We start from the raw sequence: 24,601 nt of genomic DNA, 5'->3' as shown, positions 1-24,601 counted from the left end.
CAACTCATCGAGAGAACCGATAGGAACACGGAAGTTTTTACGCTTTTTATCGATCTAGGGCTGTTGGATCATAGATGCCATCAACTGGAGACGATCATGCTTGAACTTCGACCTTTCAACTCCCTGGGCGGCGCCCACCATGGCTGGCTTGACGCTCATCACCATTTTTCGTTCGCCGAATACCATGACCCCAAGCGTATGCACTGGGGCAACCTGCGGGTGTGGAACGACGACATCATCGCCCCCGGCACCGGCTTCCCGCAGCACCCGCATCGCGACATGGAAATCATCACCTACGTGCGCAAAGGCGCCATCAGCCATGCCGACAACCTGGGCAACAAAGGCCGCACCGAGGCCGGCGACGTACAGGTCATGAGCGCAGGCACCGGCATTGCCCACAGCGAATACAACCTGGAGGCCACGCCGACGGAGATCTTCCAGATCTGGATCATCCCGAATGAAGCCGGCCTGCCGCCTTCCTGGGGGGCCAAGCCGTTTCCAAAAGGTGATCGCGAAGGCTTTGTAACCTTGGCCAGTGGCAAGTCCGGGGACAGCGAAAGCCTGCGCATTCGCGCCGATGCACGCCTGGTAGCGGCCAACCTGAAGGCTGGGGAAAGTGCCGAGTATGTGCTGGATAGCGGGCGTCGGGCGTACCTGGTGCCGGCGACCGGTGTGATTGAAGTCAATGGCTTGCGTGCGCAAGCTCGAGACGGCGTGGCGATTGAGGATGAGCAGGTGTTGCGGGTGACGGCGATTGAGGACAGTGAGATCGTGCTGGTCGACTTGGCCTAACATTGTCCCAATGTGGGAGCGAGCAAGTCGAATCGTCGCACCGCCGCTCCCACAGGTTATGTTGCAGTGTTACTGGGAGATAGCACCGTCTACCAACACCTGCGCCTCTTCCACCAGTTGCTTGAGGTGGTCTTCGCCAATAAAGCTCTCGGCGTAGATCTTGTAGATGTCCTCGGTACCCGATGGCCGCGCGGCAAACCAGCCGTTTTCGGTCATCACTTTCAAGCCGCCGATCGCCTGGTTGTTGCCCGGCGCGTGGCTGAGGATCTGCTGGATGCTTTCCCCGGCCAGTTGCGTGGAGGTGACTTGCTCCGGCGACAGCTTGCCCAGCAGGGCTTTCTGCGCCGGTGTTGCCTTCGCATCGACACGAATGGCGAACGGCTCACCCAGAGCGTCGGTCAGGCCACGGTAGATCTGGCTCGGGTCCTGGCCTTTGCGCGAAGTCATCTCCGCCGCCAGCAACGCAGGAATCAGGCCGTCCTTGTCGGTGCTCCAGACGGTGCCGTCCTTGCGCAGGAACGAAGCGCCGGCGCTTTCTTCACCGCCAAAGCCCAGCGAGCCTTCAAACAGGCCATCGGCAAACCATTTGAAGCCCACCGGCACTTCATACAGGCGGCGGCCGATGCGTGCGGCCACGCGGTCGATCAGGCCGCTGCTGACCACGGTCTTGCCCACGGCGGCGTCAGCGCGCCAGTCAGGACGGTTCTGGAACAGGTAGTCGATGGACACCGCCAGGTAGTTGTTCGGTGCCAACAGGCCACCGGACGGGGTCACGATGCCATGGCGGTCGTGGTCCGGGTCGCAGGCGAAGGCCACGTCAAAGCGCTCCTTCAGGCCAATCAGGCCTTGCATGGCGTAGCTGGAGGAAGGGTCCATGCGGATCTGGCCGTCCCAGTCGACGCTCATGAAGCGAAAGGTCGAATCGACTTCAGTGTTCACCACGTCCAGGTTCAAGCGGTAATGTTCGGCAATCGCCGACCAGTAGCGCACCCCTGCTCCGCCCAGCGGGTCTACGCCCAGACGCAGGTCGGCACTGCGGATCGCGTCCATGTCGATCACGTTGACCAGGTCGGCCACGTAGCTGTTGAGGTAGTCATGGCGATGGGTGGTGTCGGCCTTGAGGGCCTGCGCGTGAGTGATGCGCTTGACGCCGGCGAGCTTGTTGGCCAGCAGTTCATTGGCTTTGGCTTCGATCCACTTGGTGACGTGGGTGTCAGCCGGCCCGCCATTGGGTGGGTTGTACTTGTAGCCGCCACTCTGCGGTGGGTTATGTGACGGCGTGATAACGATGCCGTCCGCCAGGCCAGTGGTGCGGCCGCGGTTGTAGCAGATGATGGCGTGGGAAATGGCCGGGGTCGGCGTGTACTCATCACCTTCGGCCAGCATTACGTGCACGCCGTTGGCGGCCAGCACTTCCAGGGCGCTGGCACCGGCAGGCGTAGACAGCGCGTGGGTGTCCAGGCCGACAAACAGCGGGCCGTTGATGCCCTGGGCTTCGCGGTACAGACAGATGGCCTGGCTGATGGCGAGCACATGCCATTCGTTGAAGCTCAGCTCGAACGAGCTGCCACGGTGCCCGGACGTGCCAAAGGCCACGCGTTGGGTGGAGATCGCTGCATCAGGCTGGCCCGTGTAATAGGCCGTGACCAGTCGCGGGATATCCACCAGCAACTGGGCTGGCGCCGGCTTGCCCGCAAAAGGACTGATTGTCATGCATAAACCTCAAGAAGAAGGATTCGGAAAAAGTGACAGTTTACTGAGAGTTGGACTACTGCGCGACGGTATCGATCCTACATCAACAAGAGAAATTTCACGCGCTCACCCCACCTGCGCATTCCGCAGGGCCTCGCCCAGGGCAGCCAGGGTCATGTCCAGGTTGGGATGCCCCTGGAAGGTATGGCTGATGCGCAACTGCTGGTGATGCAGGCCGCTGAGGCTGAACAGCTCGCCGGGCGCCACCACGACTTGCTGCGCGAGCATGCACTGGAACACCTGGCGCATATCCACGGCATGGGCTGCCCTCAACCAGAACGCTGCCCCGCCTGCCGGCATGCGATAGCTCACCTGCTGCCCGAGGTGCAGGTCCAAGCGCTGGCTGACCGCCTCGGCCTGTTCCTGTAACAACAGGCGCAAGCTGCGCACATGCTGGTCGATCCGCCCGCTGTGGTACAGGCGAGCGATCGCACGCTGGCGAATGGACGACAACCGGAACGCACGCAACAGGAACTGGCGTTGCAACTCGCTGCTCATGCGCCGGGACAGTACATAGCCGTAAGGCGCCTCTGGGCCGAGGACTTTCTCGAAGGATGAAAACACAACCAGCCGCTCCGGGTTGACCAGCTCACGCAGTGGCGCCTGAGCCGCTGTGAAGCTCAACTCGCCCTGCGTGTCATTCTCCAGCAACCAGCAACCGTACTGGTCCAGTAGCCGCGCGACGTCCAGCCGGTCGCGGGGATGCAGGGCCACCCCCGACGGCAGGCTGACGGCGGACGACAACAGCACCAGGTGCACCGGTTCTTCGCGCAGCAGCCCTTCCAGCAGCACCAGGTCGAGCCGCCCCTCAGCGGTCCACGGCAGCTCGATGACGCGCACCCCGGCATCCTGCAAGAGCCGCAGTATCAGCCAGTCGCACGGCGACTCGACCACCACCGTGGTGCCTCGCAAGCCCAGCACTTCGATGAGAATATCCAGCACACCGCGAAGGTCGGCGCCAATGTAGACGTCGTCGGCGTGCCAGCAGCGGGTCGGCGAGGTGGTGTAACGGGCCGCCAATGCCGCTCGCAGCTCCCATACACCACAAGGCTGGGACCAGGGCTGCAACTGGCGTGGGTACTGGCGTACCAGCTCACGTTCCAGTCGCAGCAGGGTTGCATCCAGTGATGCCAGCAGCGTGGGTTCATCGCCGCTGAGCACCACCATCCCCGGCCGACGAGTCGCCACGTACAGCCTTTCGAGCAAATCCCCCCCCGGCGATGTCGCCGGGCTGCCCGCCAGTGGCCAGGCGTAGTAACCGGACTTGGCCACGGAATAGACCCGCCCTTCCTTCTCAAGCAGCGAATACGCATATTGGATGGTGGAAATCGACACATTCAGGCGCTCGGACAACTGCCGCAGCGACGGCAGTTTCACCCGGGTATCGGTACTGACCTCATTGATCAGGTTGATCATGTAGCGATAGACCGCCTGATAGGCAAAGCCGGCCTGCCGCGTGCCGCGCGGAGTCATCGCCCGAACAGCTGGAAGGCCTGCGCTTGGCGTGGGGGCGTCGAGTGCGCCTGGCGATGGCTGCACGCGCCGTGGTCGGCGGCCAGCGGCGATGGCCGCTGGCGGTACAGGTGCTGAAGCAGCTGCAATGACAGCCCACTGGTGTCGACCACCCATTGCTGGAGCAGGTCGGCCGCGGGCTTGCCCTGGAGTATTTTGTGCAACTCAGGCAACGCCACCAGCATGCCCGGGTGACACTGGCGCAAGTAACCCTCCAGGCGCTCGCCGTGATGAATGAACGGCGAGAACAGCAGGCAGACCAGCGCCCCCTCCTCCACGCCGAAAAACTGCTGGGCATAGGCGGACGCCAACGCACGCCCCTCCCGCGTTGCAGCCTGGGCCAGCAGTTGTTCCGGAATCTGGCGATCGTGCAGGGCGTTGGCCGCTTGTATGACGAAGCTTTCAGCACCCGCTTCATAGTCCAACTCCCTCAGGCACTCCGCCTGCAGGCCCCGCAGGTGGGCCATCAACAACGGGTTGGCATACATCGGGTTACTGAAGTGAAAACCCAAGGGATCGGCCGCGTAAGCCATGAAGTCGTTGAGCAGGCTACTGTCAAGCGGCTCGATATTCTCCAGCAAGTCGGCAATACCGATGTAGGCCAGCTGACGATGCCCGCCCTTGCAGCGGTCATCACGCTCGACATAGTGCTCGCCGTACAGTTCACGGTAATAACCGTTGCTCCATTCGTCCATGCGCGCATACAGCCCATTAAGCGACGCAGGCTTGCCCTTGGGGATGACAAGGCCTGCGCTTTGCGCGGATTTTTTCAGCCAGGCCAGGAACTGGCTTTGCTTGCGTCCGGAGTCACCACTGACCACGGCGTGCACCCCGCCATTGTAGCTGGTGACACGCTGGTAGAAGTCACCCAGGGCCAGGTAGGTGTCATTGCACAGCGTGGCGCGTATGTCCCCGGACGTCAGGTGCCCTACCATCAGCCGGTTGCGCTGGCTGAGTTCAAGCCCGAGGGCGGATGCCGGGCGCTGATGGTTGAATGGCATCACTTCTTGATTGTCCACCATCAGCAGTTCGACCCTGGGATCGTCATGGAAGAACAGTCGGCCGTAGCCGCGTTGAAGTGTGTCCAGGCTGGCCTGGGTCATCCCGGCGTGGCGCAACGTGGCGACCCGCAGCTGGAACGTCCTGGGCGCGCGCCCGGCGATGGTCAATTGCGCGGCCCGCAACAAGGCCAGGGTGTAACTGCTGACTTCGCCGCCTCCATGGGCCACCAGCACCTTGTAGTCACCCACTTGTTCCATACCACCGGCAGCCACGACGATACGCTGGATCAACAGTTGAAGTGCGGTGCGTTCCGCACGGTTGAAGTGCCCGATCAAACGTTGCAGGACTTGCTGATAAACATAAGTCATGGCCTGTTCGTGAATAGCGCTCATCGTTCTAATACCTGAGTTTAAGTATAAGTTTCGAGCCACTGATAATCGTGTCTGCTCGACCTGTTACGGTTGTAAGAATGTCGCTCGACACAGGGGCCTTTCGATAAATAGACACTAGCACCCTGTAACAAGACGATCTGAACTGCATGCTTGACCCTCCAGAGGGCCTGCGCTGGCAAGGGCGCGGACACAGGGCCTCTTGGCGGCTCCTGGTAGCGCCTTAGGAGGATTCCGACAACTTCCTACACGCTCTTAACTCTGATTTAAAAGATCTATCCCACAAATAAATCACGCCAACCGTTTCTGTTTGCACGGTGACAATTTGAGATTTCACCCGAAAACACTCTTCACCCTGATGCCAGGTAAATGCAGAGCCATTAGTTGCAGGAAGTGCCTGCACTAGAATAGTTGATTCAATCATTGCTCAGTCCTTGAGATGACAGTGACAGCACAATTATCAAGGCTGGAATAATGATTAACAGACACAGAACCTGGCCAAAAACCAGTTCAGATAGACAACCGACAGCGCGCGCAAGACGCACACACAAAGACGCCGCGCTGGGATTCAGGGCGGCGTGAGGGAGAAAGGTATCGTTTACAGGACTTGGCGGCGGTCGCGCGCGTCATGCAACGCGCAGGTTACGCCTTCCCAAATGGCGTATTTGCCCCATACGCCACGGGGTTGAAAGACTCGTTTAAGAATATTCCTACGCTTCAAACAGCTTCGACTTGCAACGCAACTCGTTCGCGACATGGGCATTCGTCCATGTAGCGGTGCGCTTCCACGAACTGATTGAACGGGAACACGGTGGTCTTCAGCGGCACCAACACACGGTCTGCAGTCAGTTGGTTGATGTCACGCAAGGCCCGTTGCAAGGCAACCTGGTCCTGAATGATGCCCAACTCGGGCTTGCCCGTGAAGTTACCGATGCAGTGCACGAAGAACTGGATATTCTTCTGGAACGCCGCACACGCCGGGAAGGGTGTCTGGTTGCCGCCTTGCAATCCGTACAGCACCAAGCTGCCACGCGGGGCCAACACATCCCCCAGCAACGACATCTGCGGGCCGCCCAAGCCATCGAACACCACGTCGACACCGCGGTTGTCGGTGAACTTGTTGATCTGCATCAGCAAGTCCTGCTCCTCAGTCACGATGACTTTTTCGGCGCCCAGGGACAGCAGGTATTCACGCTCCGCACTGTCTTTGGTCGCGGCAATCACACGCACACCCAGGGCCTTGCCCAGCTGTACAAAAGACGGGCCGGCACAATGGCTGGCGTCGGTCACCAGGGCAAACTGGCCGGGCTTGACCCGCGCCAGGTCCACGTAGGCAAAGTAAGCAATCAGCAACGGCGTGTAGTGCACGCTGGCTTCAATCGGGCTCAACACATCCGGGTAACGGGTCAGGGCTGAACGCGGCAAAACAATCTGCTCGCCATACACCGGGTAATCATTGGGGCTCTCGGCCGGAAAACTGGCCACTTTATCGCCCACCGCCAAGTCATCCACGCCGTCGCCCAGGGCAACCACTACCCCGGCCATCTCATGGCCAAGCCCTGAAGGCAGGCGAGCGTGGGAGGACGCCAGGTTCTGGCGCCAGAGAATGTCGTACCAGCTGATGCCAATCGCGTCGACACGCACCTGCACTTCGCCCGGTGCGGGCTGCGCGGCTACATGCTCTTCGCACTTGAGCACCTCGGCCGGACCAAACTTGTGAAAACGGATCGTGCGGGACATCGCAAACCTCGTCAAAGTAACCTCTAATGCCATGAACTCTATCTGGGCTTTCCGGGTAAGACCACCGGTCGCCGTTAATAGTCGACATGCCTGTCATTGATTCCGCAACTGAGGAATCGACCTCAACAATCGTAGGAAAACTCAATTAGCCGGTGCAGAGTACCAGTCTTTACCCGTAAGATTCATGCCGGTCATGCTTCTAAATGGAATCTGAAGGGTTCCAGGATGGCCGCTCACGTCAAGTTTGCTGACTCTTCCAGGACACAAGATGAACCGTAACGACCTGCGTCGTGTCGACCTTAACCTCTTGATCGTATTCGAAACCTTGATGCATGAGCGCAGTGTGACCCGCGCTGCCGAGAAACTCTTCCTCGGCCAGCCGGCCATCAGCGCGGCCTTGTCACGCCTGCGCGGGCTGTTCGATGACCCGCTGTTTGTACGCACCGGCCGCAGCATGGAGCCATCGGCCCGCGCTGTGGAAATCTTCGCACTGCTCTCCCCGGCCCTGGACTCGATCTCCACCGCCGTCAGCCGCGCCGCCGAGTTCGACCCGGCCACCAGCACCGCCGTATTCCGCATCGGCCTGTCCGACGACGTCGAATTCGCCCTTCTGCCCCAACTGCTCAAACGCCTGCGTGCCGAAGCCCCGGGCATCGTGCTGGTGGTACGCCGCGTCAACTACATCCTGATGCCGGGCTTGCTCGCCTCCGGCGAAATCTCCATCGGCGTCAGCTACACCGCCGACCTGCCGGCCAACGCCAAGCGCAAAGTCCTGCGCCGCAGCCTGCCCAAACTGCTGCGCGCCGACAGCGTGCCAGGCTCCCTGAGCCTGGACGACTTCTGCGCCCGCCCTCATGCGCTGGTGTCGTTTGCCGGCGACCTGAGTGGGTTTATTGACGAAGAACTGGAGAAGCTCGAGCGCAAACGCCACGTGGTGTTGGCGGTGCCGCAGTTCAATGGATTGGGGACGTTGTTGGCGGGCACCGACATTCTGGCGACCGTGCCGGATTATGCGGCTGAGGCGTTGACGTCGGCGGGCGGGTTGCGGGCGGAAGATCCGCCGTTGCCGGTGCGCAGCTTTGAACTGCACATGGCGTGGCGTGGGTCGCAGGATAATGACCCGGGGGAGCGGTGGTTGCGGTCGCGGATTCAGATGTTTTTTGGGGATCCTGAGAGTCTTTAGGCGTTGTAGGGCAGGCTGTTTATCTGATCATTTATGCCTTTTCATAGACTATGGGGATCCATCCACCTCCAGTTACTTCAACCTTCGGGAATTCCCAAATAGGCAATAACTTTCCCGAATGGCGCACTCGCCATGCCGACCGGAACGATCATTCCGGTGTATCCCGGCACGGGGGCGTTCACAGTAAGCACCGTCGCGCCTGGCTTCTCATTATCTGCTGAGACAATCAGAAAATACCTACCGTCCGCAGGTGCGACGCCGGACCATTCAATTGACAGGGGATTCTGCCCCTCCAGATGGTCGGCAACGAGCTTACCCTGCGAATCGACTACCGTTACGCGTGGTTTCAGTATTGTTTTCGAAAAACCGAAACACATGTTATTGCACATCGAAATGACGTTGATGACGTAGGTTTGGCCCTTGCGCAGTTTGAAGTCGAACACTCGGTAGTTACCGGGCGCCTGACCAACCTCGAGTCGAGGGTCAGATGCGTCGATCTCCCAGCGTTCTGGAAATAGACCACGATCAACCGGCAACGGCGTTGCGCGAGCCAACTGGATGGCTTGCTCGAATGAATGTGCAATAGGTGTAGTGGACGAGCTGACGGTTTCTTGATTGATAGCTGAGTGGTTTGTACAGCCCATCAGAAATGAAAGGACAATGACAGGCAGCAGGGATTTCAACATTGATATTCCTTAGAGAAGTAGCCAGTTATTCGCAACCGTGTCGCCGCTATTTAGCGCATACCAATATACGGGTCTGATACGGAGTCACCAAACTCAGATAGCGCGAGTGAAATCTCATTAAAAACTTCCGGCGACACGTCTTTAGGCAAGCGTGAGGCCAGGAAAGTTTTTATCGCCTCAAGCCCTAAGCTCGCCATTATACTAATAACTTCTTCAGCCTGTTCCAGATCATGCCCATTCCATAAAGACAACAAGCAATGTTCAATTCGCTGTCTGAGGCTGTTGTCTAACACGCTATAGGTATGCCACTGCCTGTCACTCAGTTGCACCAATGACTTTATAAGCTGCGCGCTGTACTTTTTTTTTGATTCGAACTCATCCAACAACTCTGCAAACGCCGTTTCAAGCTCCTCCCTGGTCATGAAATCTGGCAGCGCCGCGTAATATTCAAGATTTTTCATGTTTAGAAATCCACAGGTATATGGGTTGTATTCGAAGGCTTCCGGTAAAGCACGCCGTCTTGGCCCAGCAGTTTATTTCCTATTTTTATTTGCGCGGTCCATCCAGCACCCGAGTTCGAACCTACATGATTTATGGCAGCGTTCGCATCTGGAGCATGCCACTTTATCTCGACCCGCTGGCCATTCAACGTGTACTGGAACTTGCTACCGTCGGTGATAGTAGCTGAAGGTTTGAATAGATCTGGCGTGCCAGGCGGAACCAATTTTTGTAAATCTGCGGCGCTAATCCTACCATTATTAATGAAACTCTTAGCTGAAGCTTGAGCATCAAAAAAGGCCGCTGGCTTAATTGGTTCCGGTTGGTTTAAGTAGCCAAAGTCACCATCGGCTTGCGACGCAGGGGAACCCGGTTTTGAGGCCGGCGGAACAGCGGGCCCACCCCTGTCAACTGTAGTACCACCGGTGCCGTTTGGACCATCCAAGCCTTTTGCGCTGCCACTACTTTTTGCCGTATTAAACGCCGCAACAGCCAATCTGACTGCAACGACAAGCGCTGCAGCACGCTCCGGAGACATACCAAGCTTGGAGGCCAAAAGCTCGGTAACGGTGCCGGATGTAACGCCTGCCAAGTCATTCTGAAAACCGTAATTTTCGGCAATCAGCCTATTAAGCATGTTCGCAACGGCAGGAGGAGCACTGGCAGCCATGTCCTTGAATTTGGCCGAGTCCACCTCCGCTTCGTTCACGAGTTTCGAGATACGTGCGCAGGCGTTTATGTCATCTGCGCAGGCGACAAAGGCGTCAGCCGTCTGCTTCGCGCTCAGGTCGTGGTATTTCGTGTAACCATCTAACGCACATGCTGTGTCGTCACCGCACCCTAAAAGCTCCTTGGATGCCCGCTCCAGATCCGAATGGCTCAGATAGTTGTACTGAGTGGCGTTGGCCGCGATGTTAGCTGCGATTTCCGGATCGCCGCCCGTCACTACAGCCGCCAGAACCCCCAGCAGCTGAGACATCGCCATCAAGTTGAGTTGAGCCTGTTGATCGCCAGGTTGATTCGGCTTGTAGTTCGCTGGCAATGCCAACTCCGCAAGGTATTGCACCAGTGCTTCGTTGGCGCCGCCTGCCAAGGCACCTGTCTGGAAGTCGCCCCCCATGGCCATCGACTTCAAGCCACCCAGCAACGCATGGGCAGCAATCTTGGTGGGGCTACCGTCAACCAGATTGGTGTTACCGATCTGTTTGGCGGCCACGGCGCCGGCAATACTGATCACCGAGCCCAAAAGGTTGTTGGCAAAGTTATCGCCCAGACTGCCGCCGTTGATTGCGGTCTGCACGACCGTTTCGGCGCCGGTCTTGAGAACGACCTGGCCCACGCTGTTCCAGTCAAAACCCAAGGTGGTCGGGTCATACCCCATTGCCCCACCAATGCCGCCCATGAAGCCCGAGACGACATAGCCTTTCATTGCGTCTTTGCTGGTGATGTCTTTGAGCGTGCCGCCGAGGTTGCCTTTGTTACTGATCACACTGTTGACGGCTTTATTCATGACCGCCGCCAGCACGGCATCGGCAAACCCACCGGCAAACGTACCGGCGCTTGCCCCTACCATGCCGGCACCCAGGCCCGCACCGCCGGTGACTACCGCCAGCGCGATCGCCAGCACCACCTGAGCGGCGGGGCCAAGCCCCGAATGGGAATACTTGAAGTGGGTGTGAATTTCTTCGACGCGGCGCCAGTCCACATCACCGCGTTTCTCCGCCTCTGCCAGCCACGCCAACTGCGGGTCGGCAGCAACCATCGCGTTGATAGCTTGGTGGACGGTCTGTTGATTGATCTGTTTGATATCGATGTTCAAGCCGTCAACGGCATTGATCACCAACTCTCCCTGAGCCGTCATTTGCGTCTGACGTACCGTCTCGTCGGTGTGCCCCTTACCCGACATTGAGGTCCAGGCCATGCTGTTCTTGGACTTCTCGTGACTCTCCTGGTGCAGGTCTTTCACCGCCTCAAAGGTGATCGAACCGCCACTGTCGATGATCAAATCTTTGCCACTGTTGAGCTTGGCTACCTGATAACGCTGATCACCACCGCTGATCAGTGTCAGATCACTCCCCGTGGTGATCTGGGTGCCGACGTTGACGGTTGAGGTCACCTCATCGCGCTTGGTCTGCTTGCGCCCCCAACTGCCCTTGTCCTTTTTGTCATACAGCGAGTAATCGGTGTCCTGGGCCGCCAGTACGTCCAGTTTTCCAGCCGCTACCAGGTACGCCTCGTTGCCGGCATTGATCCGACTCGAGATCAGCTCCATATCTTTGCCGGCATTGAACGTAACGTCTTGCCCGGCGCTGATGACACTGGAAACTTGTTTGACGTGGTCTTCCTGCGCCGTGACCTTCTTCGACTTGGAATACGAATGGCTTTCGTCGGCAGCCGAAGTCACCGTCAGGTTTGCGCCTGCGTCAAAATCGATGTTGCGGTTTGCCTCTATTTGGCTGGCAACCACCGCCAGATCACGCCCCGCCAGGACAGAGAGGTCACGCCCCACCGTTACCTCCGAGCCGTACTGGGTAACGCTGTTGCTCTTGGCGCCAGCCACCACGCTGTTGTGCTGCTCAGCAGCGCCAATAATGGCATCCCGGCCCGCGGTAATCTTAGTGTCACCGCCACTTTGCAACGTGCTGCCGGTGCTGACGAAATCCCGCGCGGCGTTGATGGTCAGGTCGTTCGCCGCCTCTATCCGAGCGCCGCTGTCGGCATACTCGTTGTGCCCGCTGTACCCTTTGTAATTGACGTCATTGCCCGCCACCGTGCGTTGGTTGATCACATCGCCGGCGACGGCGGTCATGGTGATGTCACGCCCCGCGATGACACCGCCCGCCTTATTGACAATGTCGTTACCTGCCAGCAGATCCAGGCGGTTACCAGCCTCGATCAAACCGCTGTTGACCAGATTGTTAAACGCAGTGGCAGAAAGGTTGTTGCTCGCCCGTAACGTACCGGCGTTATTCAGGTCCTTGCCGGCAATCAGCGTGACATCCGCGCCCTGAATCAGCGCCCCGTTCGGCGCCAGGCGATTGGTGGCCTGGGCCAGGTAAAGCACCGGCACCAGGACCTTCTCGCCATTGACCTCATGCTCTTCAAGCCAGACGATATCGTGGGTCAGCGCCGCGACCTGCTGGGACGTCAGGCTCACCCCCACCGACAGATCGAGCTGTTGCTTGCTCTTGATGGCGTTGTCCATCAGGTACTTGTAAAGCGCTTCGTCAGAGGTCTGGCCATCGATGAAACGTTGACCGGTACGCTCGACCACCGCCTGCTGGATCAGCTTCTGCTCATAGAAACCGTCGCCCAGGCGTTTGGCGCTTTGATCAGGGTTGTAGCCGAGGTTTGCCAGCAGGTAGTCCGAACTCATGAACTGCTTGAGGTCGGTGAGTACCGGGTTGGTTTCGATCAGGTACTTCTGCGGATTGGACCTGCCCGAGGTGTCCGGCAGGCCCTGCACGCGAGTGATGACCTGGCTGCCTACCGGCGAAATCCCGCCCACCTGACCCGGTAACTGGACACTGCCGGAATCACCCGGAGTATTGACATTGATCACGCTGCCGGACACACCGCCGCCCGTGGCCTGGCGGGTCGTTTGTTCGAGTTGAAGCGTGCTCGCGGCGATCCGCGCCGCATCGCTGAACTGCAGATTGCGCGCCTGCACGTCATCCGCGCCCTGTTGCCGCTGGGCATTGCTGACTGCCGCGCTGCCCATGCTCCAGGTCTGTGACCCGGTGCTGGCTTGGCTGGCCTGGGTCGCAGAACCACCCTGCCCGCTCAGGCGGAACAGACCGTTTTGCCCGCTGGGCAGGCTGAAACCTTGGGACGCCAGCGGATCCACCCGCTGCTGGGCCAGGTTCGGCGGCAACTGTGGGTTCAAGTAGACGACCGTCGGCTTGGCCACGTTGCCGACCTGGGTACCGGCCCCGCTTTTCGTCGTCCCGGAGAACTGGGTATTGGCATGCAGGTTGCTGTTGTCGATGGTGTTCTTGGCGTTGATCTGTATCGCCTGGCCGGCCTGGACCACCGAAGCAACACTGCCACCCCCTGCGGTAAACACCTTGTTGTCACTGTTGAGGTTGCCCGCCAGGATGCCAGCAGGAACGGCCACATCCGGTCCCTGGCCGAAATTGGCGTTCAAGGTATTGGTTTTTTGCTTGCCGTAATCGTTGAGCTCGGTGTGAGTCCCGCCTTTATCGGGTTCATGCACGGTCTTGGTGTATCGGTAGACGTACTGGGAATATCGTCGCGCGTAAGCTTCCAGCGCGTCGCTCGACATGGTTTTGTTATTGAAGACATTGCGCACGCCGGTATAGACCCGGTTACGGGTGAAGTTGCCGGCCTCCAAGCCCAGGTTCTCGAAGGTGTCCACGTTCAGGCGAATATTCTTGCCAGCGGAAATCGTCGAGGCGGTGTTGGAAAAACGGCCGACATCACCCTCAATGTTTCCGGCCACCGCCACGCTCGCTCGCGTGCCGCTGATGGTCGACTCCGAGGTGTAGTTTTCAGCGATATAAAACGTACTGCCGTTAAACGTGATGTCGCCCGACACCAGCCGCTCTATGCCAATAACCCCTTCGGTCTTGTTGTTGAAACTGTTGGCCGACAGCGAGAAATCCCCATCAACGTTGATCGAGGACGCCAGGTTGGTCACGCTGTTGGCGCGACCGCCATTGAGGCCCGAGATGTTCAGGTTGCCGATGCTGTAGACATTGCCGTTGTTGTTGGTGAAGTCATTGACCAACAAGCCCATGTTGCGGCCACTGAAGATCAGGCCGTGGTCGTTCACCAGGGTGGGCGTCTTCAGCGTCAGGTCCTGGGCCGCGCCCAGCGTGCCCGTGTTGCCGATGCCATTGGCGGTGACGGTCATCGAGCCGTTGGACGTCAGGCGCCCGGCGTTGCTCAAGCCACCGGCATTGATCGTGGTATCTGCGCCGCCGGCAATGCTCGTGGCAGCGTCCAGGTTCACCTGAGCCGCGCTCAGTCCCAGGGTGCCGACGCTGCTGTAGCGCCCGCTGCCGCCGTAGGTGCCGCCAAGGGTCAGGTTGGCCGTGCCGTCACTGGCAATCAACCCATCGTTGTTCCAGTTGCCGCCGTTGCCGGTCAGGCTCTCGGAGGCCAGCAATTGCCCGCCCGCCGTCTGGTTAAGGGTGTTGACGTTCACCGTCAGGCGTCCGGCCTGGATCACGCTGCTGTTGGTCCAGCTGTCCGCCGTGAGCGTCAGGCCACCACGGGTGACCAGGCTGCCGCCGGCGTTGGTGATATTGGCGGTGCTGATATCAAAGGTGCCGTTGCCCACGTGCAGCAGGCTGCCGCCGAGGTTCTGGAAGCTGGCGGCATTGAGGGTCAGGTCGCTGTTGGCGGTTTCCAGCTTGCCGTTGCGGTTGTCGAACAGGCCGCCGATCTGGAAGTCGGTCTTGCCGCTGGCGCCCAGTGCACGGATCTGTCCGGTCTGGTTATCGAGGCTGGCCGCGCGCACGCTCAAACTGCTGTCGCTTTCAATCACGCCCAGGCGGTTGTTCAGCGCGCCGTTGAGGCTGAGGTCGATTCGCTGGCCGGCGATCTGCCCGTCGTTATCGCCGCTGTTGTCGAAGTTGTTGCCGCGGACCTGTACCAGGCCCTTGGCGTACAGGCCGCCATTGCGGTTGTCGAAGTCGCCGGTGGTGATCAGGGCATCGCCGCTTTGCGCCGCGATCCGTCCGCCGTAGTTGTCGGTCCCGCCCAGGGCGCTGAGGGTAAGGCGCTGGGCCTGGAGGATACCGCCCTGGCGATTGTTGTTCAGGTCATAGCCGTTTTTCAGCACGCCGACGATACGGCCGTCGATGGCGCCCTGGATGCTGGCCAGGGTACCGCCACGGTTGTCGAGGTTGGCCGCGCCGACGCTCAGGTCGCCATTCTGGGAGATCAGCCTACCGCTCTGGTTGTCGATATCACCGCTGACCGTCAGGTTCAGTGCACCGTGTGCCTGCAGGGAGCCCTTGCCGTTGGCAAGGCTCGCGGCGTTGAGGCGTACGTCGCCGTTCTGGCTGTAGATCAGACCGTCACTGTTGTTCTGTACGGCGCCGGTGCTGCCGATCACCAGGTTGTCATTGGCCGCGACGGTACCGCGATTGCGGTTATCCAGGCTACCAGTGAGCAGGCTCAGTAAGCCTTGGCTGACCAGTTGGCCGCCCTGGTTGTCGACTTGGCTGCTGCGGCTGATGACCAGCGGTCCGCCGCTGGCGAGCTTGCCGTCGCTGTTGGTCAGAGCGCCGAGCAGATCGAGGCTGACCGCGCCCTTACCACTCAGGGTTCCGTTGCGGTTGTCCAGGGTGGTGCCGGTGAAATCCAGGGCCTGTTGCGCGCTGATACTGCCGCTGTTGTTCAGGGCCATGGCGCGCAGTGTCAGGGTGGCGGCGCTGTCGATGGAGCCGCCCTGGGCGTTGTTCAACACACCGCTGACTGTCAGGCGCTGAGCCGCGCCACTGGAAAGAATACCGGCGCTGTTGTCCAGGCTGGCCGCGTTGACGGTCAGGGCCTGCTGGCTGACCAGCGCACCGGCGTTGCTGTTGAGCAATGCGCCACTGAGGTTGACATCCAGGTTACCGCTGCGACTGGACAAGGTGCCGCTATTGCGGTTGTCCAGGCTCGCGCCGTTGACGGCCAGCCCTTGCCAACCGGAAACCAGGCCGCCCTGGTTGATCAGGTTGTTGCCGGTCACGCCCAACTGGTTGTTGCTGATCAGCTTGCCGCCGCTATTGTCCAGCGTGCGTGCGGTGAGGTTGAAGCTCTGGCTGCTGGAGATTTCGCCGCCCTGATTGCTCAGGTCGCGCAAACGGTTGAGGGTCAGGGGGCCCTTGGCGTTGAGCAGGCCGTTGCGGTTGTCGAGATCACCGCCCGCCAGGTCAAGGCGAATAGCCTGGTCGCCGAGCAGGCGGCCGCCGTTCTGGGCCAGCGCGCCGAGGGTCAGGTCGATATCGCCCTTGGCCGAGACTTCGCCGCCACTGCCGGAATCCAGGTTGTTGGCGTTGATCGTCAGGCCGCCCTGGCTGTTGATCAGGCCCTTGGCGCTGTTGTTCAGGGCCATGGCGTTGAGGGTCACGGCGCTGGCACCCAGCAGGCTACCGCCTTGGTTGTCGAGGTCGGCGCTGCTGACGTTCAGGGTTTGGGCAGCGTTGATCAGGCCCTGGTTGCGGTTGCTCAGTTGGCCGCTGGTGGTCAGGGCGAGGTCGCCACGGCTGGTCACGACGCCGCCGCTGTTGTCGAGGCTGGCGGCGCGGAGATCGAGCGCGGCGGCGGCGATCTGGCCTTTAAGGTTGCTCAGTGCCTGATTGATCCGCAGAGTCACGCCCTGGTTACTCAGCAGTTTGCCGTTGCTGTTATCCAGGCTGTCGGCGGCCAATGCGAAGGCCTGCGCACTGGAGATCTCACCGCCGCTGTTGTTTACGCCCTTGAGGTTGTTGAGCACCAGTGACGGCGCATTGATCAGGCCGTTCTGGTTATTCAGTTGACCGTTGTTCAGGTCCAGGGTCAGTGCCGTGTTGCTGAAGAGCTTGCCGTCCTGCTGGTCGAGGCCGGTGACGCTGGCAACCAAGGCCTTGTCGCTGCCGATGCGGCCGTTCCTGTTGCTGACCTGCCCTGCCGTCAGGGTCAGGCTGTCGCCGCTGCTCAGGCTGCCGGTGTTATTGTCATAGGCCCCGGTACTGACCGTGACCGCCCCCTTACCACTGATAACACCCAGCTGGGAATTGTCGAGGCGCTCACTGCTCAGCTTGATACCGCTGTCACTGACCAGGCGTCCGCCGCTGTTACCCAAGGCGCCGTTAGCCTTGACCTTGAGCGCCCCGGCACTCGACAGGCTGCCGGCAGTGTTGGTTAGCCCGGCACTGGTGATATCCAGTTGGCCTTCGCTGCTGATCAGGCCTGCGCTGTTGTCGAGGTCAGCGCCGAGGGTGACGCGTGCATCTTGGCCACTGAGTAGCTGGCCGCCGGTATTGTCGAGGGTCTGGCCATCCAGCGTGACACCGGTCTTGCCCTTGAGCAGTCCCAGATTGCGGTTGAGCACCTGAGCCATTTCGAGGGTCAGCGCGGTATCGGCGAGCAGCTTGCCGCTGTCGCTGTTGTCCAGGCGTTTGCCAGTCAGGCGGATATCGGCGCTGCTGGAGAGTTCGCCGCCACGGTTATCGATCGCGTCGACATCGAGTGTCAGCGCTTTTGTCGCCCCGACCAGACCGTTCAGGCGGTTATCCACGGAGGCCCCGCTCAGGGCCAGCGCACCGCTGGCGATCAGCTTGCCGTTGCGGTTGTCCAGGGCGGCGATATTCGCCGTGACATCGGCCTTGCCGGAGACGGCGCCGTTGCTGTTATCCAGGCTATTGGCGGTCAACAGGAGCGCGCCGTCGCCCACCAGGGTGCCGCCCTGGTTGATAAACGCCCCGCTCACCCCGAGGTCGACCGCACCCCGGCTGCTGATCAGGCCCTGGCTGTTGTCCAGGCTGGCGCTACGGCTGTCGAGAGACGCGGCAGCCACCAGCCCCTTGATGTTGTTAAGCGCCTGATCGATACGCAGGGTCAGGCCCTGGTTGCTCAGCAACTTGCCTGCGCTGTTGTCGAGGCTTTTAGCAGCCAGGGCAAAGGCCTGGGCGCTGGAGATTTCACCGCCCCTGTTGACCACCTCGTCGAGGTTCTTGAGCACCAGCAGCGGGCCGTTGATCAGGCCGCCGCTGTTGTCCAGGCGGCCGTTGTTCAGGTCGAGGCTCAGTTGGGTCTTGCTGAAGAGCTCGCCGCCCTGCTGGTCGAGGCCGGTGAGGCTTACGGTCAGGTCCTTGGCACTGGCAATACGGCCGGAAGCACCGTTACTGACCTGGGTGGCCGTCAGGTCCAGGCGGTCGTCGCTGGTCAGCCGGCCGCTCTGGCTATTGTCGAGGGTGCCGGTGGTGACGCGGGTCGCGCCCTGGCCGCTGATCAGGCCTGCGTGGCTGTTGTCGAGACTTGTACTGGCGAGTACCAGGCCCTGGTCTGTGAGGATCGAACCGCGCTGATTGAGCACCGCGCCACGGCTGTCGATCGACAGGTCTGCGGCGCTGCCGAGCTTACCGGCCGTGTTATCCAGGCTGCCAACCTTGAGGCCCACGGCACCTTCGCTGCTGAGAAAGCCGCTGTTGTTGAGCAGCGCGCCATCGAGGCGGATATCCAGGCCTTTGAGGGCGGCGAGAGTCCCGCCGCTGTTATCCAGTTGGGTGCCGTTGAGGTTGACGCTGCCCTTGGCGAACAGACGGCCCTGGGTCTGGTTGATCACGTGTGCCACAGCGACGCCAAGATCAGTTTCAGCCAACAGCTTGCCGCCATCGCTGTTGTCCAGGCGCTGGCCACTGACATTGACGCTGCCGTGGGTGCTGGAAAGCTCGCCGGCCCGGTTGTCGATCTGTTCGACCTGGACGGTCAGGCCCTGGGTGCTGGCGACCGTGCCGCCGTTACGGTTGTCGAGATTTTTGCCGGTCAGCAGCAGAGAGCCCTGGGCCACCAACGCCCCGCCCTGCTGGCTCAGGCTGTCGATGCGGGCTTCGAGGTCGGCCTGGCTGGCAATACGGCCCAAGGTGTTAACCACCTCCTTGGCCTTGAGATTGACCGGGCCGACCGAGCTGAGCAGGCCGCCGCTGTTGTCCAGACGGACGCCTTCAAAGCCGATGGCTGTCTTGGCAACCAGATTGCCCTTGTCGCGGTTGTCCAGTTGATCGACTCGCAGCGTGAGGTCCTTGTCGGCCTGGATCAGGCCGCCACGATTGTCCGCCGAACCGCCGCGCAAGGTCAGGTGACCCTTGCCCGCCAGGCTGCCGCCGCGATTGTCCAGGCTGCCGGTGCCCAGTTCGATGCTGTCCGTGGCGCGCAGCTTGCCCTGTTCACGGTTGTCGAATGCGCCTTGGAGGGTGGCGCTCAGTGTGCCGCCGGCTGCCAGCACCGTGCCCGCCGCGCGGTTGTCCAGGCTGGCGGCGGTCAGGGTCAGGCCCTTGCCGGAACCCAAGGTCCCCGCGTGGTTATCCAAGGCGCCACTGAGGTCGATGCTCAAGCCCAGGTCGCCGGTGATCTGCCCCCGGGTATTGTCCAGGCTGAGGCCTTTCAACGTGACCTGGGTTGAACTCGACAAGGTGCCGTCACGGTTATTGATCGCGCCGCTGGCAGTGAGACCGAATCCCTTTTCAGCCGCGATCAGGCCCGAGGTGTTATCGAGGCTGGCGACACTCAGGGTGACATCGGCCAGGCTGGAAATTTCCCCGCCGCGATTGCTCAGCTCGCCGACGTTGGCCACCAGGTCGCCGTTGCTGGCGATCAGACCGCTCTGGTCGTTCACCGCTTTGTCGGCAGTCAAGGTCAGACCGTCGGCGCTGAGCACCCGGCCCTTGTTGCTGTTGTCGAGGGTGCCGGCGGTGACAGTCGTCTGCCGCTGCCCGCTCAGGGTGCCGCCTTTGTTGTTCAGGGTCTGGGTGGTGGTGATGTCGAGGTCACGGCTGGCAAGGATGGTCTTGCCAAGGTTGCCGAGGCTTTGCGCGTGGATGCTGACATCGCCCTCGGTATTGCGGGTGTTATCGAGATTGACCCCGGCTTCGATAATGCCGTTGTTGGTCAACTGGCCGCCACTGGCGAGCGTGATGCGGTCCTTGGCGACAAGGTTGTTCTGGCTGGTCAGGTCGCCTTGGGTCTTGATGTCCAGTGTGGTGCCGGCGTAGACCGGCCCTTTGGCTTCCAGGCTGGCAGCCTTGATGTTGACGGCACCGCTCGCCGAAGTTTCCACAAGACTCAAGTGGCCATTGGCATCCAGTTGCATGTCGCCGCCACTGGCGAGCATCTTGCCGTCGAGCTTCACGCCTACGCCGGCTTCGCTGCTGACCAGCTTGATTGCGCCGGCGTACATACCGCCCAACGCCGAAGAGTCGATGGCCAGTTGAGGGGGCGTCGCCGGGTCAGCGGCACGCGCCGTGGTTTTGAGGGTCTTGGCATCGACATCGTTGGCGCCGGCGATGATCGTCAGGCTCTTGGCCTGGATCTCGGCATTGAGCTTGGCCGAGCGGGTGATGATTTCGAAGCGGTCGATATTGTTGGCGTTGAGCCCGGCGCCTTCGATGGAGACGTTGCCCTTATCCACTTGATAGCGGCTGACCTGGCCGTTCTCGATAACCGCCTTACCCGTGGTCAGCGTCGCCTGCGGAGTGTTGATAAAGCCGCAACCGTTGCAAGTGATGCCGTAGGGGTTGGCAACGATCACATGAGCCGACTGCCCCGCCACTTCGGTGTAGCCGCGTAGCTGGCTCGGACTGCCGCCGTTGACTTCATTGAGAATGGTGCTGGCGGCGCGACCGTTGAGGTTCGAGTTGCCAAGGATGATCCCGCCCAACTGCGTGGACTCGGTGCGATTCGTCGCGTTGTTGAGGATGAGGCCGTTGGCGCCGACGTTGTAGTCCTTGAACTGGTTATGCGACAGCCCGCTGGCATTCGGCGCGGCGATATTGACGATGGGCACGCCATTGCCCGCCTGCCCCAGCGTGGTCCCCGGCCCGCTTACTGCGATACCGTCCGCCTGGGCCAGCAACGGTTGCCAGAACATGGCGTTGGCCAAAACCAATGCCAGCCCACGCTTGGGCATGCCCAGGAAGGTAGTACGGTTTTTTACGGCCGCAGCAGGTTGGCGCGCGAGGAAAGCGAACTGACGAACATCCATGTCGTGTCTCGATGCCCAAAGGGCGGTAAAGATTTAAAGGAAGAAATCCAGGCGAAAATAGATCGGCGCTTCACGCTCGGTGATCGGCCCCGGTCTTTCCAAAGAGTGTGCGAAGGTGACCGTGGCGGCGACGTTCTGGCCGCGGGCAAACAGGTCGACCGAGTTGCTGCTCATGCGCCCATGCTGCTCGGCGTTGTAACGGCCGTGGCTGATCACGCCCTGGTCGTAACCGAGGCTGGTGCCGTATTCGCTGAACACCGGTTGCAGCCAGGCCCAGGTCACCGGGCGGCTCCAGCGCAGGTCGTTGCGCCAGTAACCGCCGCTGTCGCCGCTGAGGGTCTGGTCCTTGTAGCCACGAATCGACGACTGCCCGCCCAGGCTCATACGTTGCGGGCTGAAGAGCACGTCTTCGCTGCGCTGGCCGGTCATCAGGCTGCTGAAACTGAACGACTCGCCCCACAGTTTGAACGGGTACAAGTAGCTGACCGTTGCGGTGTATTTGCGGTAGCGCGCATCCGGTTGGCCCGGGCGTGGGTTGTGATTGGCCTGGGCATCGAAGGCGCCGATGCCGTCCTGCATGCCCAGGTCGATGTTGAGGAATGAGCCGCCAATGCGTCGGCCGTGGTTGACGCCGAATTGCGCTTCGCTCAAGCGGTTGCTGCTCAGGGCCAGCTTGCTGTCTTCGATGAAGTTGTTGGTGCGCAGGTAGGCCACGCCGGTACTGAGGGAGGTCTTGCTCAGCGAGTCGCGGTGGACCACCCGCTCCAGGCGCATCTGGTGGTTCTGGCTGTCGCCGGACTGCTTGAAGTTGAAGTTGCTGGCCTGGGCCAGGGAGCGGTATTCGGACTCGCTGTAGCTGTAATTGAGGTTCCACCAGCCAAAGGGCAGGTTGTAATTGAGCATCGAATTGCGCGAGGTTTTCTGGTGATCGCTGACCGCATCATGGCCGCCGCGCAGGGAGAGTTGGTCGGCCAGGCCGAGCGGGTTATCCCAGTCCAGGCTGGCGCCCCACTGCTGTTCGCCGGTGCTGCGTTGGCCACCGTTGTGGCGCGACAGGCCGACGCGCCAGGGTTTCTGCGGGACGTTCTTCACCAGCACGTCGCTGCCACCGACGGCCTTGCCGGGGGCCAACTCCATCTGCGCCTGGTTCGACGGCAGGCGGTTCAACTGGTCAACCATCTGCTCGATTTCACGCAGGTTGAGCAAGTCGCCGGATTTGCCGGGGAAGGTCATGGCCAGTTGGCGATCGGTGATACCGCTGCCCTGCTCGCCCTTCATCCCTTCGAGTCGGCCTTCGATCACCTGCACCTTCAGGTTGCCGCTGGAGAGGTCCTGTTGCGGCAGGTAGGCGCGGCTGGTGACCAGGCCTTTACCGAGGTAATGATCGGTGATGACCTTGAGCAGCTCGTTGAGCTGCGGCACGCCGAGGCATTGGCCGATGTAGGGTTTGAGCAGGCTGTCGCGCTCGCCTTCGGACAGGGCGTCGGCGCCGCTGAGTTCGATGGTGTTGATGGGGAAGCAGCGGGTGTCGGCAGGTGCTGCCGGCTTGGCTGGGGCGGCGGTTTGGCCGGGCAGGTCTTTGAGTTCTTCGAGGCGGCGTTGCTGCTCTTCGAGCAGGCGGTCCTGGCGGTCGCGGATCAGGTCAGTGACGCCTGGCGTGTTCGGTGGAGTGGCGCCTTGAGCCAAGCTGGCTGTGCCCAGGCAAAAAAAAGCGGACAGCAGGCTGAGCCTGGTCCGACGTACCGAACGCCACATCTTAGATCCCTCTAAATGGCTTTGTGCCACTATTTGTTTGCGGCGATCTTATGGTGGCGTTTTGATGGCGTCAATTAAATGTACGAAATTGTTTCAGAGCTGAAACATTCAGATTGGATGGTCGGGAATTTAATCTTTTGGCATCAAATACTTAACCAACAAACGGATGAAATCCCATTTTGGCTGAGCATTGATGCATTTAGGGTTTACAGGACAGGTAAGAGCGAATAGCGGATTAACAACTGGCTCGACCATTGCGGTTCGAGCCAGCCTGCATGCATCTACAGCAAAACCGTAGCCAGCATCCCCAACGCCCCCAGGACAAACCCGACCAGCGCTCCGCGCCCCGGCATCTCCTGGAACAGACACCACACCACCAACGGCTCAAGCAGCAACAACGACGTGACGGAAACCACAGTGACCACCCAAATGTCACCCACCGCTACATAGCCAAGCCAATACGCCCCCAGCAGGCACAACCCTGCAAAGCACATCAGCAGGACCGGCACGACAAAGGCCGACCAGGCGCCGTTATCCACTTGCGCAAGCCGGGCGGTGGCTACCTCGCTGTAGATCGCACAAAACTCACCCAATACCATCAGGCCTAGAGCAGAAACTCCGAGTAGTTCTTTGGACATGTCAAAAATTCCTTCGTATTCAGGGACAGGTTTTTCAGCTCCCAGCCCGTGATGGCGCTGCGTGTGGAGCGGATGCCGCGATACGAAGTCATCTTGAACAGCCCTGAATTATCGAAGTACTTAGCCACGTCAATCTCCTGATGTACGAGGCGGCCCCTTGCCGCCTGCCGAGAGACTGGCACGAACGCTTCAGCGACGTAAACACCAGAGTGTGATCCCGGACACCCATTGCGCTGGGAATTTTCCTACAGCATGTAGCATCATCCCCAAGGGATAGTCTTCCTGCCTGGAGAGCCGGGCACTTCACTCAACCCTTGAGCACTACAAGGATTTTCTGCCCATGGCCGCTTCAAACAAATGGCTGATGTCATCCGTCGCGTATTACCTCGACTTCTTCACCGTCCCCCTGTTTATCCTGCTGGCGCTGTACCTCGCCCCCGTTGACCCCGTTCAAATCGTCGCAGGCCTGCTGGCCTGGACGCTGGTGGAATATTCGGCGCATCGCTTCCTGTTTCACTCGCTGTATCGCCGCGAACACTGGACTCATCATGTGGATGTGCTGGCTTACATTGGCGTATCCAGCTGGAAGACCAGTTCCACCTTTGCCGTGCTGTTGCTGTGTGCGTGGTACGTCGGATTGACGTCGATGTTCGCCGGGGCGGTTGCGGGGTACTTCTTCTATATAGCGGTGCATTACGTGATGCACCGTCCCGAGCATTGGGCATACCCGCTGATTCCTCGGCTGGTGGCCAACCATGACCTGCATCACCGCAAGGGTGTGGAGAAGAACTTCGGGGTGTCCTCGCCGCTGTGGGATCATGTTTTTCGCACCTACGTTCGGACTCACGCGCTCGATGGAAATCAAGAACGCGCATGAAGCCTGGAATAGCTCAGAGCGCCGTGACCTTGCACCTTGCCCTAGGTTCCTTGCACCCTGGGCAACACTCTTTTGTCAT

Annotated in this window: 12 protein-coding genes; 3 read left to right on the top strand and 9 right to left on the bottom strand. The window is 60.4% G+C overall.

Annotated features, from left to right (window positions below):
* Window positions 1-96: 96 nt before the first annotated feature.
* Complete coding sequence (locus M2394_RS01090) at window positions 97-792, top strand: pirin family protein (RefSeq protein WP_178923859.1); 696 nt, start codon at window positions 97-99, stop codon at window positions 790-792.
* 69 nt (window positions 793-861) lie between these two features.
* On the opposite strand, the gene pgm is transcribed toward M2394_RS01090, so the two are convergent.
* The 4 genes from pgm to M2394_RS01070 all read right to left on the bottom strand — a co-directional run bounded on the left by pgm (window position 862) and on the right by M2394_RS01070 (window position 7,187).
* On the bottom strand, window positions 862-2,505 hold the full coding sequence (gene pgm, locus M2394_RS01085) for a phosphoglucomutase (alpha-D-glucose-1,6-bisphosphate-dependent) (protein ID WP_259171332.1): 1,644 nt from the start codon (window positions 2,503-2,505) through the stop codon (window positions 862-864).
* Window positions 2,506-2,610: 105 nt separating this feature from the next.
* Window positions 2,611-4,017: a PLP-dependent aminotransferase family protein gene (locus M2394_RS01080; protein ID WP_259171331.1), complete on the bottom strand. Its 1,407-nt coding sequence runs from the start codon at window positions 4,015-4,017 to the stop codon at window positions 2,611-2,613.
* Window positions 4,014-5,450 carry a hypothetical protein gene (locus tag M2394_RS01075; RefSeq protein ID WP_178923853.1) on the bottom strand — a complete coding sequence of 479 codons (1,437 nt, stop codon included), beginning with the start codon at window positions 5,448-5,450 and terminating at the stop codon, window positions 4,014-4,016. The genes M2394_RS01080 and M2394_RS01075 overlap by 4 nt, the downstream gene beginning before the upstream one ends.
* 714 nt (window positions 5,451-6,164) lie before the next feature.
* On the bottom strand, window positions 6,165-7,187 hold the full coding sequence (locus M2394_RS01070) for a zinc-dependent alcohol dehydrogenase family protein (protein WP_071483319.1): 1,023 nt from the start codon (window positions 7,185-7,187) through the stop codon (window positions 6,165-6,167).
* A gap of 268 nt (window positions 7,188-7,455) precedes the next feature.
* On the opposite strand from M2394_RS01070, the gene M2394_RS01065 reads away from it, so the two are divergent.
* Window positions 7,456-8,370: a LysR substrate-binding domain-containing protein gene (locus tag M2394_RS01065; protein ID WP_105696920.1), complete on the top strand. Its 915-nt coding sequence runs from the start codon at window positions 7,456-7,458 to the stop codon at window positions 8,368-8,370.
* Between the two features lie 77 nt (window positions 8,371-8,447).
* Here M2394_RS01065 and M2394_RS01060 read toward each other — a convergent pair whose 3' ends face one another.
* The 5 genes from M2394_RS01060 to M2394_RS01040 all read right to left on the bottom strand — a co-directional run bounded on the left by M2394_RS01060 (window position 8,448) and on the right by M2394_RS01040 (window position 23,606).
* The gene (locus M2394_RS01060; RefSeq protein WP_178923851.1) at window positions 8,448-9,056 is read right to left on the bottom strand and encodes a hypothetical protein; all 609 of its coding nucleotides are present in this window, start codon (window positions 9,054-9,056) and stop codon (window positions 8,448-8,450) included.
* Between the two features lie 50 nt (window positions 9,057-9,106).
* A complete protein-coding gene (locus M2394_RS01055; protein ID WP_178923849.1) occupies window positions 9,107-9,517 on the bottom strand; it encodes a hypothetical protein in 411 nt (136 codons plus the stop codon).
* A gap of 2 nt (window positions 9,518-9,519) precedes the next feature.
* Window positions 9,520-21,252 (bottom strand): filamentous hemagglutinin N-terminal domain-containing protein, encoded by an 11,733-nt coding sequence (locus M2394_RS01050; protein ID WP_259171325.1) that lies wholly within the window; start codon window positions 21,250-21,252, stop codon window positions 9,520-9,522.
* A gap of 33 nt (window positions 21,253-21,285) precedes the next feature.
* Window positions 21,286-23,007 carry a ShlB/FhaC/HecB family hemolysin secretion/activation protein gene (locus M2394_RS01045; protein WP_259171323.1) on the bottom strand — a complete coding sequence of 574 codons (1,722 nt, stop codon included), beginning with the start codon at window positions 23,005-23,007 and terminating at the stop codon, window positions 21,286-21,288.
* A 281-nt stretch (window positions 23,008-23,288) separates the two neighbouring features.
* Window positions 23,289-23,606: a hypothetical protein gene (locus M2394_RS01040; protein WP_178923863.1), complete on the bottom strand. Its 318-nt coding sequence runs from the start codon at window positions 23,604-23,606 to the stop codon at window positions 23,289-23,291.
* A gap of 379 nt (window positions 23,607-23,985) precedes the next feature.
* On the opposite strand from M2394_RS01040, the gene M2394_RS01035 reads away from it, so the two are divergent.
* Window positions 23,986-24,522, top strand: a complete 537-nt coding sequence (locus M2394_RS01035) for a sterol desaturase family protein (protein ID WP_259171320.1) — start codon at window positions 23,986-23,988, stop codon at window positions 24,520-24,522.
* Window positions 24,523-24,601 lie beyond the last annotated feature (79 nt).

It is taken from the genome of Pseudomonas sp. BIGb0164 (genome assembly GCF_024810135.1).
GTDB lineage: Bacteria > Pseudomonadota > Gammaproteobacteria > Pseudomonadales > Pseudomonadaceae > Aquipseudomonas.
The sequence above is the reverse complement of the archived record's forward strand: the minus strand, read 5'-3'. Positions and strand labels throughout refer to the sequence as shown.

Coding starts and splice junctions, on each gene's coding strand:
- M2394_RS01075 (WP_178923853.1), bottom strand. CDS start 5,450: ATGAGCGCTATTCACGAACAGGCCATGACTTATGTTTATCAGCAAGTC.
- M2394_RS01045 (WP_259171323.1), bottom strand. CDS start 23,007: ATGTGGCGTTCGGTACGTCGGACCAGGCTCAGCCTGCTGTCCGCTTTT.
- M2394_RS01035 (WP_259171320.1), top strand. CDS start 23,986: ATGGCCGCTTCAAACAAATGGCTGATGTCATCCGTCGCGTATTACCTC.
- M2394_RS01065 (WP_105696920.1), top strand. CDS start 7,456: ATGAACCGTAACGACCTGCGTCGTGTCGACCTTAACCTCTTGATCGTA.
- M2394_RS01050 (WP_259171325.1), bottom strand. CDS start 21,252: ATGGATGTTCGTCAGTTCGCTTTCCTCGCGCGCCAACCTGCTGCGGCC.
- M2394_RS01040 (WP_178923863.1), bottom strand. CDS start 23,606: ATGGTATTGGGTGAGTTTTGTGCGATCTACAGCGAGGTAGCCACCGCC.
- pgm (WP_259171332.1), bottom strand. CDS start 2,505: ATGACAATCAGTCCTTTTGCGGGCAAGCCGGCGCCAGCCCAGTTGCTG.
- M2394_RS01055 (WP_178923849.1), bottom strand. CDS start 9,517: ATGAAAAATCTTGAATATTACGCGGCGCTGCCAGATTTCATGACCAGG.
- M2394_RS01080 (WP_259171331.1), bottom strand. CDS start 4,017: ATGACTCCGCGCGGCACGCGGCAGGCCGGCTTTGCCTATCAGGCGGTC.
- M2394_RS01060 (WP_178923851.1), bottom strand. CDS start 9,056: ATGTTGAAATCCCTGCTGCCTGTCATTGTCCTTTCATTTCTGATGGGC.
- M2394_RS01090 (WP_178923859.1), top strand. CDS start 97: ATGCTTGAACTTCGACCTTTCAACTCCCTGGGCGGCGCCCACCATGGC.
- M2394_RS01070 (WP_071483319.1), bottom strand. CDS start 7,187: ATGTCCCGCACGATCCGTTTTCACAAGTTTGGTCCGGCCGAGGTGCTC.